This window comes from Alphaproteobacteria bacterium (genome assembly GCA_016699735.1).
GTDB lineage: Bacteria > Pseudomonadota > Alphaproteobacteria > Micavibrionales > Micavibrionaceae > JAGNKE01.
In genome coordinates, this window is sequence record CP065008.1 from 2429023 (window position 1) to 2443254 (window position 14232).

The window sequence follows — 14232 nt, forward strand, 5'->3', positions numbered from 1 at the left end:
TCCCGGCCATTTTCCCTATTGTCACTTCTTTTTGGTTAAAAAACTCCCCAACAAACCCGTTTTCTTGTCGCTTTTTTCATCCAGGAACCCGTCGGAAGGCGGCGTAATCGTCTTGCCGAGGATCGGAAGTAATGAATTCTTAAGAATGTCCAGCCCCTCCTTGTCGGAAAGGATCTGCCGCGCATGGCTTTCATGCCCGAGGAACAGGGCCGGCAGATAAGGCACACTGGCCGCGACCGGAGCTTCCAGAGCTTTCTGCGCCTCCTGCGCGGTCACTTCATAGGCCTTCGCCATCCCCGTTTTATTGAGGATCAGCGAAACATCGGTCTTATCCCCACCGCGCAAATCGGCAATTTCCTTGATCAGGCTGCGCGCAAACCGCAGCGCCGTAAGTGTCGGCGTCGCCACCAGGACCGTCTGGTTCGCCCGCGCAATCAAAAGCTTCTTCAGAAAGGATTCCGCCCCCGACAGATCGGCCAGCACCACCGGAGCCTTCACCATCAGGAAATCGAGAAACTTTTCATACTGATCAGGCAGGATGGTCGGATCGAGCATCGCATCCCCGCCGCCCGCCATGATCGAAAGCCGCTCACCCTGCTCCACGAACAGGCGCTTCAGGCCATTTTCATCCTTTTTCTCCACCATCCGCGAAATTTCGCGCAATGTCCCTGCCGGATCGAACCCCATGCCGACACTGAGCGACGACCAGCCGCCCGACGCGTCGATCAGTACGACCTTCTGCCCCCACAGCTCGCTGACCCCCAACGCCATCGCCTGAATAAGAGCCGTCGTCCCCACCCCGCCCTTCGCGCCCAGAAACGCGATCAGGCGGCTGCCGCTCACACCCAGACGGTTAACCAGGGTCTTGGCGATAACTTCCGAAAGAACGTTTTTCTGCACAGGGCGGACAAGGTAATCGCTAACCCCCATCTCGATCAGATTGCGGTAAAGATAAACATCATTGACCGGCCCGATGATGACCGCCGCAGTGTCCTGCGAACAATAAGCCGACAACGCCTCAAGCCGCCCCAGAAAGGCCTCGTCAATCGTATCGGTCTGGAGGATCACAAGCGCGGGCGCATCGCGTTCGGAAAAAACCTGAATCGCCGTCTCGACGTCACCCGGTGCCACGTCAAGAGTGACACGCGCAAACCGCCAGTCATTGCGGATTTCCGCAGCGTTACGCAGCGTTTCGGCATCGTGCGAAAACACCGCAACCCCCGCGGACGGAAGAAGAATATCAGTGGCTTGAAGATCAGCCTCGCTCATTCAATTTGACCTGTGCCGTGCCCGGGAAAAAGGGCGGATCTGCTCAATAACAACTCACTCAGACGGGTTTTCCCAGACGACACTTTATCACCCGCCCCCTTAAAAATGTCCTAACGGAAGGCAGGGAAAAGCGGGTTAAAAAAGGATAAAGAAAAATCTATTTTCCAGAAGCAGACTCACCGTCCAGAGGCTGGTTCTCGGCGCCGGACCGCACGAGATCGACGACATTCCCGCCGCTGCGCCCATCGGTGGTCGGATCGGTGTTGCCCTGCCCTTCAAGGTGCTTGGGATTGGAGACCTGACGGGCGGTCAGGCTCTGGATCGTACAACCCAGCTTGTAATCCGCTTCCGGCTCGATAGTCATTCCCTCCGTTCCCGGCATAGTCTTGCAACCCGCAGGCGCATAAGCGGCGTAGGAATCATACCCGATCAGCACACGGGACTCATCCCCCTGGCCGTTAACGGGCAGAATATCCATCTCCACGCCGGAAACACCTTGCGCCCGCAGGGCTTTCACGAGGGACGTCCCCTTGTCCGTCGCCATACGGGCGGTATTCCGGTAATTATGCGGATCGTAGGTGACGGTGACATTCAGCGGCCCCTGCCCGTGGCGGGAATACTCATGCGCCACCCCGCGCACGAAATCCTGATCCGCCCGCGATGCGGGAACATCCGTGAAGGAAACATCCTCCCGCACCTGTATCTTTTCCGTATTCAGATTCCCCGGCGCATACATCTCGCAGCCGCTGAGAAAAACGGGACAGGCCAGAAGCGCGGCGCCCGTGATTAAAACTTTGGCGGAAGATGAAAATAGCTTCGTCATGGTGGTAAACTCCTGCTCCCGTTCCTTGGGTTCTAATCCAGCATATATCCGTAATTGCCCGAAGCGGTGAAGACGGACTCATCCTCGAAATTGTATTTCCGGCGCATATTACGGGCAAAGACTTCCGCCAGCGGCCCCTGCTGTCCCTTGCTGAGGCTCACGGCCTTCTCCTTGTCGGCGTAGGACTCCACAAGGTATCCGGTGACGATGACGACCAGTTCGGTTTCATCCCGCCGGAAACTGTCCGAGGAAACAAGTTTTCCAAGCACGGGCGTATCCTTGATCCCCGGCAGGCCGGACAAGCCCTTGGCAGCTTCGGATTGCAGAAGCCCCGCAATCATCAGGCTGCCGCCACTCGGAATTTCGATGGTGGTTTCCGCACGCCGGATATCCAGCCCCGGAACGACAAGATCAGCCAGAACCACGGCATTCGTGCTGTCCAGCGAGGAAACTTCCGTATTCATCTGCAAACTGATCCGCTTATCGGACATAACCACAGGTTTGAAGTTAAGAGAAACCCCGAACTCTCTGAATTCAATAGTGATATTTCCGAACTGGTCCCGGCCTGTCGGTACGGGAAACTCCCCGCCCGCCAGGAACCCGGCCTGCTGCCCTGAGACCGCCGTCAAATTCGGCTCAGCCAGAACATTCACCAGATTTTGCTCCTCAAGCGCATCGAGGAAAATTCCGATCTCCCCGATCCCTTTGAGGCCGCTATCAAACAGCAGACCCGCCGCGCCGATGGCATCCTGCGAAAGCGAAAGCCCGTCCGCTCCGCCGAACTGAAGGGCATCCGTGCCATCGATAAACTGCGAGGGAGGTGTGCGATCAAACAGCCGCACAGCCGACAATTCGTTCGGATCGTTGGCATTCGTATTCACGCCCAGCTCTTTTAATACGCTACGCGTCGCCTCGACGATCTTGACCTGGAGCATCACCTGCTGCTCCCCGCGCACTTCCAGCATATTGGAGATCAACTGGTCCGTGGCCTTGTCCTCGTCCTGAAGGTCGCTGACATAGTGCCCGACAAGGTTGGCGATCTTCGACGCCGCCTCCGGCGTGGAAACGGTCCCGGTCAGGTAAATCTGGTCATGAATAGAACCAACCTTGGCGTTCTCATCCGGGAACAGCCGATCCACAAGGCTCTGGATTGCCTGCAGATCATAGGCAACATGGACGTCCAGCTTCCGCAGAACGTTGCCCGAACCGTCGAGCGCGATGATATTCGTATCCCCCACGGCAAGCCCGACGATGTAAAGCCGGTTCGACTGAATAGCCTGCACATCCACAATCGCCGGATTGGCAACAAGAATATCCGAAACCTCGCCGTCCAGAAGAACGACTTCCGCCTTCCCGAGCGGGATGTCCGTCGGCGCGTGAGTTTTCGGCGCACTGTAAATCGGCTGAAGATCGCCCTTGTCCGCATAGCTGGAAGTCCACCCTCCCGTTCCCGCAACAAAAGTCAGCGCAAGAAACGAAAGCGCGAAGACACTGCGTATTTTAGAACTGAACCCGTTCATTGTGTTGTCTTTCAGCTGTTTAACCGAATGTATTTCACAAAATTGTTTAAAAACTCAGAGCGTAGGATTTGAAAAAACTCAGAGAAAAGACGCAGAGGAAGGGCTCACTTTGTAGACGAGCCATTATAAATTCGCACAATATTGCGCTGAACGCCAGTCTGCATTTTCAGTTGCTGGTAGGCAACGAAAACTTCGTCGTCAATATGGGTCAGACGCGCATCGGAAATGGTCGGCCACTCCTTCTTGACGATGGTATCGTCGCCCACACCGCGCAGCGCCAGCGTCACCTTGCCGAATTCCGCGCCAAGCGCCAGCTTCTCCGCCTGTTCCGCATTGACCTGCAGGGTCACGGTCTTGCCCAGCTCGGCCTCGTCCTTGTCATCGTCTTCCTCGGCGGTCTGGTCGATCGCCAAGACTTTCACATTCTGCAAAATGGTTTCCGTCGCCCACTTGGAGATATTCATGGTCACCAGCATCTGAAACATCGGCCCGTCATTTTTATCGGCCTTGAGCGTCTGCTTGTAGCTCAGCACCACATCCACATAATCGCCGGGCTTGATGAACCCGCCCACCATGGTCTTGGCCTCGACCTTGATCGCCATAGCGCGCATACCGGGCTCAAGGCTGTTGGCCACGAAGTTCCCGCTCTTTTCCTTCAACAGAAAGCTTTTAAGAACCGCCTCGTCCTTGGCCACGTCCCGGCGCAACCGCCCCTCAAGAGCTTCGACAGCCTCCTGCTCCCCCTCGCGAACGATGGCCCCGCGGAACACGCCGCTCTTCGGCCATTCCTGCCAGCGCAAATCACCGTCAGCCAGTTCCTGCCCGATCTTGAGATCGGAAGAGGCCACCAGGACTTCGACAACCTCCTTGCCGCCGCCGCCCTTTTTCCCGCCCAGGGAAATCTGAACCAGCATGGCGACCAGAACGGCGGCCAGCACGGCCCCCCCGAGCACAATGAGGATATTTCTATTCATGGTCACGCCTCTTGCAGGACTAGGATTGTTCATAATGTCACGCAGATCACTCAGAAGGGGTTGATACGCTTAACGGCGAAGAAACGTCGTTGGATAAAAACTACTTTTCATAATATAGTTTTTTCCTTAAGATTTCATAAAACCGGCGGAGTAGAAACGCTCAAAAAACCGGTCAAAAAATCGCCGCTTAAGTATCCGGCCTTCAAAAAGGCCACCAGTGCCCCGGCGGCTATCGCCACCCCATAAGGCACCTTGCTTTCACCATTTTGCACCCGGTCCACCCACGACCCCTTGAGAGGGTCTTTAAAGGGCTTACGGCGCATGATCACCAGTGAAGCCACGGCCACAAGGCCGCCTGTTAACGCCATATACGCGAGAAACAACGGCAGGTCGGTTAACTTGAACCAAAGCGCGTAAGCCGTTGCAAGTTTTGAGTCTGCTGCGCCCAGCATTCTCAAACTAAACAATAAGAATGTAATTGAAAAGGTCAAGAGCCCAGATGAAAGATGCGCGGAGAGCACCCACATCGTTTGGGGGTTTCCATGACCCCACAGCGCCAGATACGCAAATAGAAACGCTACGATCACAACCGCGCTATAAGCATTGGGAATTGTCAGTCCGCGAATATCCGACAGGCCGGACAACACCCCCGCTCCGGCCGCAACGAACAGACAAAAAAGAAAAAGGACAAGAAAAACCATCGGAAAAAAATTTTACGCGAGCGTATAAAAAAAAGCGACAGCGGGAGAAAGAACTCCAAACCTCATCCCCACCCAAAAAAAGAAAAACCCGCCGGAGATTTATAGGCGGGTCTTTCAGCGATAGAGGTTCATTCACTAATCGGAAGAAACCAACAACTCGTAATCTGCACTCAAGCGATTATGAAGTCAGAGCGGTCTGGATGCTTTCGAACATCGCCACGAGGTCATCCCCGAGCAGGAACACAACCACGGAAATGGCAAGGCCGATACCGGCGGCAATCAGGCCATACTCGATAGCGGTCGCTCCGTCTTCGTTTTTCAGATATGCTTTCAGTTTGGTCAACATGATTTATCTCCTTTGTAAAGTAAATGTTGGCTTCATTCCGGTCTTCCCATATTCAAAACCTATGAAGCGCCTAACCGATATAACCATAATATCCCTACACCTCTTAAAAAATCATTAAAGTTAACAAGTAAATCGGAATTTTTATTAGGGTTTGGATAAATTTTATAGTGAAAAATCTATTTATATTTATATAAAATTTTATGAATTAAGTAAAAAGAAAATATAATCTAGATTTTACTTTAATATTACTTTCCGGACTCTAAAAAAGTTAAAGTATTATGGAAGAAAAACCCCGACAAACAAATACACCCGCAGAAATCTGCGGGTGTATTGTGAAGTCTACAGAGAGATCAGGCGGCTCGATTATCCCTTGATATGCAGGTTGCTGAGCTCGCGGGCAATGGTCTCGAAGACGTCGATCAGCTCTTCCTGCGTCGGGGCGTCATAATACTGGTCCTCGCTGGTCGCGCACTCCCGGAAATAATCCTTGGTGGCATCGCTGATCCCGGAGGTAAACGTGATCGTGTACACCGCCACGCCCTGATCCTTCAGCGCCTGACAGGTTTCTGCGAAACGGTCGTTGAACTTGGTCACGTTCATGTTGTTCTTGCCCGTGAACCAGAAGGAGGAATAGGTGCCGTTCTCGGTATTATCCCCGTCCGTCATCATGACGACCGCCTTCTTCCAGAAGAAGTTATCCCACTCATGGGCCTCCTCGAACGGAAACTCGGGCGAAAGCACACGGTATCCCCAGGCCATCCCGATATTGCCCAGCGTGTTACCGTCCGGCTGCATCGTGTCCACATGGGCCAGCAACTCGTCGCGGTCGTTGTTCAAAGGCATGATGTTGGCATACGGGCACCCCTGGTTGGGCGTACTGTGACGACAGTAACAATAGGTGGAGTTACAATAGGTATCCCCGCCGCAGTTACTGCACCGTGACGTGCTGTAGCCCGAGCCGGTGCAGGCCGCATCGTAATTGATCGTCTTGCCGAACATGTAGATGTCCCACGGCCCCTCGTAATTATCCAGCACGTCGAAATCATAGGGGTCGTTGGTATTGATGGTCGCATCCCAGCCATGCCCGTCCCAGCTTGTGCCGCTGCGCCACAACTGGCCGTAACTGTTGGCGACGTGCGTGGCTGCAGGATCGTAACCCTCGTCCATATGCTCAACAACACATCCATACCAGCCGGTACTGCTGCTGCGGTTGGTGGTGTAGCTGACTCCCGAAGGCAAGGTCACAAACGGCGTGCCGTCCGCATAGGTCGTCCCGTCGGGATTCAAGCCCAGCCCGTAACGCCCGACACGAATGGAGTTCGCAAACGGCACCATCCCGATCCGCACATTATCGGGGTCGGAGGCGTTATCGAACAGGATATTGATAAAATTCTCCGTTCCGGTCTTGAGTGCGCCGATATTATCGTTCGTCGCCATCGATCCGGTATTATCCAGAACCAGCGCAACCTCCAGACCCTGAATCTCGCGCACAACCGTTGTGGACGCCGAAACGTCGATGGTCGTGATCCCCAGAACCTTCAGGAACATCGTATGATAGGTCGCATTCCCCGTCACATGAACTTCATCGCCGTTGACCACCACTATGGGATCGAAGGTGAAGCCCAGCTTCGCCTCAGGATAGTTCGCATCGAAGAAATCCTGCACCCGTTGCTCGATTTCGGCCTCGTCCGCGGAATACGCCGCCGCCGCCAGAGCCGCCGCGTCCAGAGCCTGCGCCAGTCGCGAACGCACAAGGTAAGCCTGCGAATAATCCAGCGACATCCCGACCATCCCGATCAGGAGCGGCGCCATGATCCCGAACGCCACCGCGATCGTACCCTTGGTGTCCTGGGCATAACGGCGGCAGAAGGACCGCACACCCACCCAGGCCTTTTGCAAAATCGTCTCGCGTGTCATGGTCTTTTCCTTTCCAGCACTAGATTTTTTTATTCATGGTTGACGACCGGGCTGCTGCGTCCGCGGCTGAACCCGACTTCCATCATATCGAACGTATCCACAACGAACCCAGCAAACACCGGCTCGAAACTATAGGTGACGGCGACCACCACGACCCCCTCACCGGGAAGACCCAGAGGCGAAACGCGGTCGAACACATCGGGAATGGGGGTCATATTCCGCGTATCGCGCCAGACGATCTCGGGATCGGACGTATCGGGATCGAACCGGACGCTGATAATATCCACGCCGTAGGTCTCCTGCGGCATCGGCTCGAAAGCCAGTTCTCCGGCCTTGACCGCCTCGTTCACATCCGCCCCGGTGACCACGTTCTTGCGGGCGATCAAATCCGCCACGATCTGCGAGGCGCGGATGGTCTTCTGGTTCGCCAGAATTCCGTTCCCGACATCGTAAAGCCCCAGAAAAAGAGTCAGCATCAAAGGAAAGATCATCGCGGCCTCTGTACCGGCCAGCGCCTCTTCATCGCGCAACCAGCGACCGAACAACGAACGGAGACTTTTCTTAAGCGCCAGCATCTTCAAACTCATACGGTTCGGTTTGGAGGACAATCGTGGACATAAACAGCGTTCCGCCGTCCGGCCCGTTCAAAAGCGGCCCGACCAAGGGGGTAACCATTTCGTAGCGGTATCCGACACGGATCAAAACGCGGTCATTGGAATCACCGGGAGCGAACCCCTGCGAGACCATGTTCCCGTCCCCATCGAAAACGGGAGCCATCGACTCATAATCATCGTAGCTCGCCATGGTCTGGACTTCGATAACGACATCATTGCAATCTATGAGAACTTGCACGAAATTACACATCGCGTCGCGGAACATCTGCTCGGGATCGCCGTTCGTCTGCTGGACCTGCCCCGTGCGGACCAAGCGCGCCGCCGAATCCGTCGCCCCTTCCAGAAGACTGGCGGACGTATACATCAAGGAGAGTTCCATGATCCCGAGGCAGAGCATGAAATAAGGAATGGCCACGAGGCTGAATTCAATCGCCGTCGCGCCGTCCTCTTTTTTCTTCCAGAGTTTTAGAAGCTTCATCATGTCTTTGCACCGTCGCGCTTTCCGCGCAATTTAAGACAAATTCGTTCTTGTTTTCGGGCACAAAAAAAGCGGCCGCACCGCTTCTTTGGAACCTTTTACGGGCATATACAATATACCCATATGACATAATAATCCTTAATGTCTGAAGAAAGAGTTAACGAACAGGAAAGGGCAGACGGAAAGGTTAAAAAATCTACTTCCCTTTCGTCTTCCTCGGAAACCCGTCCTCATCCAGCGGCACTTTCCCCGTCACCTCCTGCCCCCAGCGCTGGACCAGTTCCTGCTGGCGCACCTCGATGGCCGAAAGCCGCGAACGCCCGCGCTGGTAAAGAAAGGATGAAACATAGGTGGACAGAAGGATGTCGATCACATACCCCACCCCCGCCATGGAATAAATGATGATGATGACCAACGGATCCATAATAATCTCGATTCCCCGCTCGAACGTCCGCCCCGCCGCCCAGAGCTTGAGCAGGAACGGAAAGCATCCGGCGAAATTCATGCACGCCACGGAAATCGCCCGTGCTTTCTGCTCCCCCTTGCTCGACAGCATCGCCCCCACGGTCGGCAGCATCCCCAAAATCAAAAGCAAGGCGGTCGGCAGGGAAAACAACCCCGCGAAAATCATGGAGATAATAAGAATTCTGTATCCCAGACTCAGGCCTTTTTTCCTGGTTTTCTCCGCAGGAGCTTGATCGGTCATAAAAGCCTCCCTACAAAATCGTTTGTCCGGCAGCAAATGAAACCGCCGTCAGGATCATCAGAATGATGGCGATCGTCGCCGCGACCATGGCCGCAAATTCATGGGCATCCGAGAGCCCGTAACTGTCCTTGCTGTTCATCCGCTCGGTAATCGTCTGGGCCTCGACGCCGAGATTGTAATATTCCATCATCGCTTTTTTATAATTGGCCGTGTCCTTCGAAGTGACCTCGGCATTATCCAGCGCCGCCGCCATTCCATTAAGATCACCCGCCCGCGCCGCCGATTTCACCTGCCCCTCGATATTCCCGCGGATCGAGCGGTCATGGAACCGCTCATAGACCGGACCCATGATCTCGGCAAAGGCGCGGGCGATATTGGGAAGCTGCGCGATCTTATACCGTCGCTGCAGTTGCGCCAGCGTCTTGAGGTTGCCCAGGATCAACTTGTGCTTTTCCGGCGAGTTCAATTCATAAAGAAACCCCTCCACGCACCGCGCCTCCAGTTCGCACAGGAAAGCCACGCTGTGCCGATCCAGAAAAAGTTCGGGATGTTTGTTCCGCTCGGCCATATGCTCGAACGCCCGGATCATCTCCTCCCCGTTCGTCACGAAATAGCCTTTGAGCTTAGGGCTCAGGCAATGCACGTTCTGGTTCAGCGAATACAGGCAACGCTCCAGCCCGTACCCCGCCCGCATCTGCTTGACGAACAGCCGGCAATCGTCGAATTTCTTCAACCACTTCGCTCCTGCGGAATTCTGCCCCTCCCTCATAAATAGGTGGTTGAGAAACAACCCCTTGTCGAACACCTCGTGATAAATACGGATATCCTCCCCCTTCACGAACGCCGAAGCCAAAGCCGTATCCACACCCTCCATCGCAAAAGCCTGCCCCTTGAATTCCAGGGGCCAATCCGGCATCAGGGCGGAACGGACATTCGTGCTGACCAGCTCGTCATAACTCTTGTCGCGCCCCTGATTCTTGGTGTTTTTGAGCGCAGTTTCAAAACGTTCACGGGTGTCCTTGTCGTCAAGCGAACGGGAAAGCCATTGTTCAAGCTGCCCGTCATCGGCGATTTTCGAAAACCCCGCCGGATCGCGGCTGATATCCAGCGCCAGAGTATGCGTGAAAAAATGGTTTTTTCCGGCAAAATTAAGCCCCCGCCCCGCCTTCTTCCTTTTCATGGGCTGGCGCGGATCCGGCCGCTTGCCGTCCGCCCAGTTCTGCAAATCATCGGCGCTCCAGCGCTGCGCCGGATCGTCGTGCAAAAGCCCGCGCAGTAGTTCCTGCAAGGGATTGGACAACCGCTCCCTTCCCACGAGGACCGAATAGCTGCCCTCCTCGATCTTCTGCTTTACGATATCCACCCGGCTTTTGGAAAGCAGGTCACCGTCGGGCTCACGCATGATCAACGCCAGAGTAGCTCCGAAGGCATAAAGATCATCGGCAATCGTCCCCGGCCCACGCCCTGCGGGATCGACCATGCCCCGCTCGATCGTCTCGCACAGAACCGGCTGGAAAAACCCCGCCGGCGTGGACAGGCCGTCGCCAAGAACGAGGGTTTTGTCGCTGCCTTTACGAAAGAAAAGATTCGCGGGCGAAAGACCGCCGTGAAAAAAATCCTGCCGCTTCATTTCCGAAAAAATCTTGAACAGCGACCGGAACACGACATCCATCGTCCGCTCCTGCCGCCACCCAAGGAAAATCTGCTGTCGATCCTTGCAGATCGCTTCACCGGCGGAATTCTCGTACACGAACGCATGACGCTCTTCACCCGCCAGCGGCCAGAGGACGGTTCCCGAATGAACAAGGCGCAATAACCCCGGATCATCAAGACTTTTATAGACGGAAGCGCTTTTCCGGCGCGGCACAGCATCCGGCGAACAGATCAGGCCAACGCAGGAAACCATACGCTCCGGCTGCTGATCGACCGCGGCATACGCCGCAACAGGATCGGCGGAAAACGCAGGCAACGCCTGCCGCGGATTGATCCGCACCGATTTCCCGAAAGCAACCGACCCGTCCGCAGACGCACCGCCGCCGCCCGAAGACGAACGGCCCTGACTTTCGGTTCCACGCGGGGGTGAATCCGTCATCGTGCACTCAACTCCAATCCCCGTCATCCTGACGGGCTTGATCCGCCGTAATCCAACAGCGGCGGGGCGCACTGACCGCCCCAGAAAAAAAACAGACCGGAAGAATCCATATTCATCCAGACGCTATATGAGAAGTCTAAATCGGATAACAGGAAAAGTAAAACGGCGGGTGACGCCGGATAAAGGCTGCCCACCGCATTGACGAGTGCACACTAGGCCTTGAACGGATCGCGCATCAGGATGGTATCGTCCCGCTCCGGGCTGGTCGAAAGCATACTGACCGGAGCCTCGATCAGTTCCTCGATATGCCGCACATATTTGACCGCCTGCGCCGGCAGAGCCGCCCAGCTCCGCGCCCCGTAGGTGCTTTGCTTCCACCCTTCCATGGTTTCATAGACAGGTTTGACCCGCGCCTGATCGATCTGCGAAGCCGGATAATAGTCCAGGCGTTTCCCATCAAGATCGTAAGCCACGCAGATTTTGATTTCATCCAGCCCATCCAGAACGTCAAGCTTCGTCAGCGCAATCCCCTGCATCCCCGACAGCTTAACGGCTTGACGAACAAGCACCGCATCGAACCAGCCGCAACGCCGCTTGCGCCCGGTAACGGTTCCGAACTCCTTGCCCTTTTTCCCGAGAAACTCGCCGATATCATCCGTAAGCTCGGTCGGAAAAGGCCCGGTCCCCACCCGCGTAGTATAAGCCTTGGTGATGCCAAGAACATATTTCACGGCGTTGACCCCGATGCCCGTCCCCGAAGAGGCAGCCGCGGCCACGGTGTTGGAGGAGGTTACGAACGGATAAGTCCCGTGGTCAATATCCAGCATCGTCCCCTGTGCACCTTCGAACAGGATTTTCTTTCGGTCCGCCCGCGCCTCGTCCAGCTTCAGCCACGCCACCCCTGCATAGCGCAAAATCTCGGGCGCCAGCGCCATAAGCCCGTCGTAAATCTGCGCCGGATCAATTTCACTCATCCCGAACCCTTTCAGGATGATATTGTGATGGCGCATCATCGCCTCGATCTTTTCCCGCACCAGTTCGGGATGCCGCAAATCGCAGACACGAATACCGCGCCGCGCAATTTTATCCTCATAGCACGGCCCGATCCCGCGCTTGGTGGTGCCGATCGGCGTCCCGCCCCGCGCAATTTCCATCGCCTCGTCCAGAGACTCATGAACCGGAAGAATGAGGTTCGCGCTCTCTGAAAGCAGAAGGTTCTGCGGCGAGACCTCTACGCCCTTCTCGCCGACGACCTTGATTTCCTTCAGCAAAGCCGTGGGGTTGACCACCACGCCGTTCCCGATGATCGAAAGCTTTCCCGGCCGCACGATCCCCGAAGGCAGAAGATTGAGCTTGTATTCTTTCCCGTCAATGACCAGCGTGTGCCCGGCATTATGCCCGCCCTGAAACCGCACGACCACATCGGCGCGGCTCGATAGCCAGTCCACGATTTTCCCTTTTCCTTCGTCCCCCCACTGGGAGCCGATGATGGCAACGCTGCTCATAACTGATCCTTTTTCATGATGATAATGACACTTACGATTTCACCGGGACAACCTGCCCGTTCATATATTGATGGGTGCAAAGCGCGGGAGTTTTCCCGTCTCCCGCCCCGCGCACGACGGTCCACCCCTTCTCTTGCAAAATCCTGATCTCCGACCATTTCACGGACGCCTGTACAAACACGATGTCCTTTTTCGCCGCGCCGATGCAGGCCTTGCGGATCGTATCCATATACAAGGTGAAGCCCTTCGCGGTTTCGGTTTGTCCGTCTAGGCCGAAACTCACGTCATAACTGCCTCCCCGCCCCAACTCCCCATGCACCTTGGGCGAAAACAGCATAAAACCGAGATGCTTCTGATACTCGAACCCCGCCTGCTCCAAAAGATCGACGGTCAGCGTCACGCCGGAAACCTCCAGATCGCCGAGCGCCTGCCTCACACCCTCGCAGACCGCCTGCAACCGCGAAAGATCGGCGCGGATATCCTTGGAAAACATCTTCGGCTTGATCGCCGTGAAGAAAGCCCCCGCTTCCTTCGATCCGGCGGAAAGTTCCATCACATGAACAAGAGGGGCGACAAGCGTGGCCGGAAGAGTTTCCAGCAACCCGCGATCCCTCTGCGCCACGGCCTTCTGCAGGGTTTCGATCTCTTCCTTTTTCATCTTCGGGGGTATGAGGGCGCTCACAAAACCGGGAATGGTCAAATCAAGGGTCACAGCCCCGAAATTCAGTGCCTTCAGGCCCAGAAGCGCAAGAACACAGATTTCAACATCCGTCTCGACGCTCCCATCGCCGATGATCTCGCATCCGACCTGACAGAACTGCCGCACGGTCCGCATCTGGTTGCCCTTCGTCCGCAGCACATCGTTGGCATAGGTCAGGCGCAACGGTCGCGGCTCCTTCACCAGACGCGAACGGGCGATCCGTGCAATCTGCGGCGTGATATCCGACCGCAGCCCCAGCATCCGGTGCGTAATCGGATCCATCAGGCGGAAGGTCTCCTCCGTCAGCCGTTCCCCCGGCCCCGGCCCCAGCAGGCTGCTCTCGAATTCCAGCAGCGGCGGTTTGATCCGCTGATACCCGAAGGCCGAAAACGTCCCGATCAAAGTGCTGATCGACTGCGCCTCGATCTCCGCGTTCGGAGGCAGCAAATCCTCGAAGCCGTTGGGCAGCAGGGCGAGTTCCGAGTTCTTATTTTCCATCGCCCGGCTTTCTAGCATGAAGAAGGCTTTGAGAGAAGATCAAATATCCTTTTACAGAAAGGATAACTGAAGGCAGTATACCTATATAA

Annotated in this window: 13 protein-coding genes; all 13 read right to left on the reverse strand. The window is 55.7% G+C overall.

Features of this window, described 5'->3' with window-relative positions:
* Nucleotides 1–21: 21 nt before the first annotated feature.
* A complete protein-coding gene (locus IPN28_12155) occupies nt 22–1269 on the reverse strand; it encodes a type II secretion protein ATPase (protein QQS56991.1) in 1248 nt (415 codons plus the stop codon).
* Between the two features lie 157 nt (nt 1270–1426).
* Nucleotides 1427–2092 (reverse strand): hypothetical protein, encoded by a 666-nt coding sequence (locus IPN28_12160; protein QQS56992.1) that lies wholly within the window; start codon nt 2090–2092, stop codon nt 1427–1429.
* Nucleotides 2093–2124: 32 nt separating this feature from the next.
* Nucleotides 2125–3612, reverse strand: a complete 1488-nt coding sequence (locus tag IPN28_12165) for a type II and III secretion system protein family protein (GenBank protein QQS56993.1) — start codon at nt 3610–3612, stop codon at nt 2125–2127.
* A 104-nt stretch (nt 3613–3716) separates the two neighbouring features.
* The gene (cpaB, locus tag IPN28_12170; protein ID QQS56994.1) at nt 3717–4586 is read right to left on the reverse strand and encodes a Flp pilus assembly protein CpaB; all 870 of its coding nucleotides are present in this window, start codon (nt 4584–4586) and stop codon (nt 3717–3719) included.
* A 134-nt stretch (nt 4587–4720) separates the two neighbouring features.
* Nucleotides 4721–5287 (reverse strand): prepilin peptidase, encoded by a 567-nt coding sequence (locus IPN28_12175; protein ID QQS56995.1) that lies wholly within the window; start codon nt 5285–5287, stop codon nt 4721–4723.
* A 178-nt stretch (nt 5288–5465) separates the two neighbouring features.
* Entirely contained in the window at nt 5466–5633 is a 168-nt protein-coding gene (locus IPN28_12180; GenBank protein QQS56996.1) for a Flp family type IVb pilin, read from the reverse strand.
* A gap of 363 nt (nt 5634–5996) precedes the next feature.
* On the reverse strand, nt 5997–7550 hold the full coding sequence (locus IPN28_12185; protein QQS56997.1) for a hypothetical protein: 1554 nt from the start codon (nt 7548–7550) through the stop codon (nt 5997–5999).
* A 29-nt stretch (nt 7551–7579) separates the two neighbouring features.
* Nucleotides 7580–8137 (reverse strand): pilus assembly protein, encoded by a 558-nt coding sequence (locus IPN28_12190; protein ID QQS56998.1) that lies wholly within the window; start codon nt 8135–8137, stop codon nt 7580–7582.
* Complete coding sequence (locus IPN28_12195; GenBank protein ID QQS56999.1) at nt 8112–8645, reverse strand: pilus assembly protein; 534 nt, start codon at nt 8643–8645, stop codon at nt 8112–8114. Before IPN28_12195 ends, IPN28_12190 begins: the two co-directional genes overlap by 26 nt.
* Before the next feature lie 193 nt (nt 8646–8838).
* The gene (locus IPN28_12200) at nt 8839–9348 is read right to left on the reverse strand and encodes a hypothetical protein (GenBank protein ID QQS57000.1); all 510 of its coding nucleotides are present in this window, start codon (nt 9346–9348) and stop codon (nt 8839–8841) included.
* Nucleotides 9349–9358: 10 nt separating this feature from the next.
* On the reverse strand, nt 9359–11440 hold the full coding sequence (locus IPN28_12205) for a hypothetical protein (GenBank protein ID QQS57001.1): 2082 nt from the start codon (nt 11438–11440) through the stop codon (nt 9359–9361).
* Nucleotides 11441–11652: 212 nt separating this feature from the next.
* Complete coding sequence (locus IPN28_12210) at nt 11653–12945, reverse strand: adenylosuccinate synthase (GenBank protein ID QQS57002.1); 1293 nt, start codon at nt 12943–12945, stop codon at nt 11653–11655.
* Between the two features lie 31 nt (nt 12946–12976).
* A complete protein-coding gene (locus IPN28_12215; protein ID QQS57003.1) occupies nt 12977–14143 on the reverse strand; it encodes an ATP phosphoribosyltransferase regulatory subunit in 1167 nt (388 codons plus the stop codon).
* Nucleotides 14144–14232 lie beyond the last annotated feature (89 nt).

What these genes read in the sequence shown, in the direction of transcription:
- IPN28_12215 (QQS57003.1), bottom strand. Translation starts at nt 14,143, where the DNA reads ATGGAAAATAAGAACTCGGAACTCGCCCTGCTGCCCAACGGCTTCGAG.
- IPN28_12160 (QQS56992.1), bottom strand. Translation starts at nt 2,092, where the DNA reads ATGACGAAGCTATTTTCATCTTCCGCCAAAGTTTTAATCACGGGCGCC.
- IPN28_12200 (QQS57000.1), bottom strand. Translation starts at nt 9,348, where the DNA reads ATGACCGATCAAGCTCCTGCGGAGAAAACCAGGAAAAAAGGCCTGAGT.
- IPN28_12185 (QQS56997.1), bottom strand. Translation starts at nt 7,550, where the DNA reads ATGACACGCGAGACGATTTTGCAAAAGGCCTGGGTGGGTGTGCGGTCC.
- IPN28_12180 (QQS56996.1), bottom strand. Translation starts at nt 5,633, where the DNA reads ATGTTGACCAAACTGAAAGCATATCTGAAAAACGAAGACGGAGCGACC.
- IPN28_12175 (QQS56995.1), bottom strand. Translation starts at nt 5,287, where the DNA reads ATGGTTTTTCTTGTCCTTTTTCTTTTTTGTCTGTTCGTTGCGGCCGGA.
- IPN28_12155 (QQS56991.1), bottom strand. Translation starts at nt 1,269, where the DNA reads ATGAGCGAGGCTGATCTTCAAGCCACTGATATTCTTCTTCCGTCCGCG.
- cpaB (QQS56994.1), bottom strand. Translation starts at nt 4,586, where the DNA reads ATGAATAGAAATATCCTCATTGTGCTCGGGGGGGCCGTGCTGGCCGCC.
- IPN28_12190 (QQS56998.1), bottom strand. Translation starts at nt 8,137, where the DNA reads ATGAGTTTGAAGATGCTGGCGCTTAAGAAAAGTCTCCGTTCGTTGTTC.
- IPN28_12205 (QQS57001.1), bottom strand. Translation starts at nt 11,440, where the DNA reads ATGACGGATTCACCCCCGCGTGGAACCGAAAGTCAGGGCCGTTCGTCT.
- IPN28_12195 (QQS56999.1), bottom strand. Translation starts at nt 8,645, where the DNA reads ATGATGAAGCTTCTAAAACTCTGGAAGAAAAAAGAGGACGGCGCGACG.
- IPN28_12165 (QQS56993.1), bottom strand. Translation starts at nt 3,612, where the DNA reads ATGAACGGGTTCAGTTCTAAAATACGCAGTGTCTTCGCGCTTTCGTTT.
- IPN28_12210 (QQS57002.1), bottom strand. Translation starts at nt 12,945, where the DNA reads ATGAGCAGCGTTGCCATCATCGGCTCCCAGTGGGGGGACGAAGGAAAA.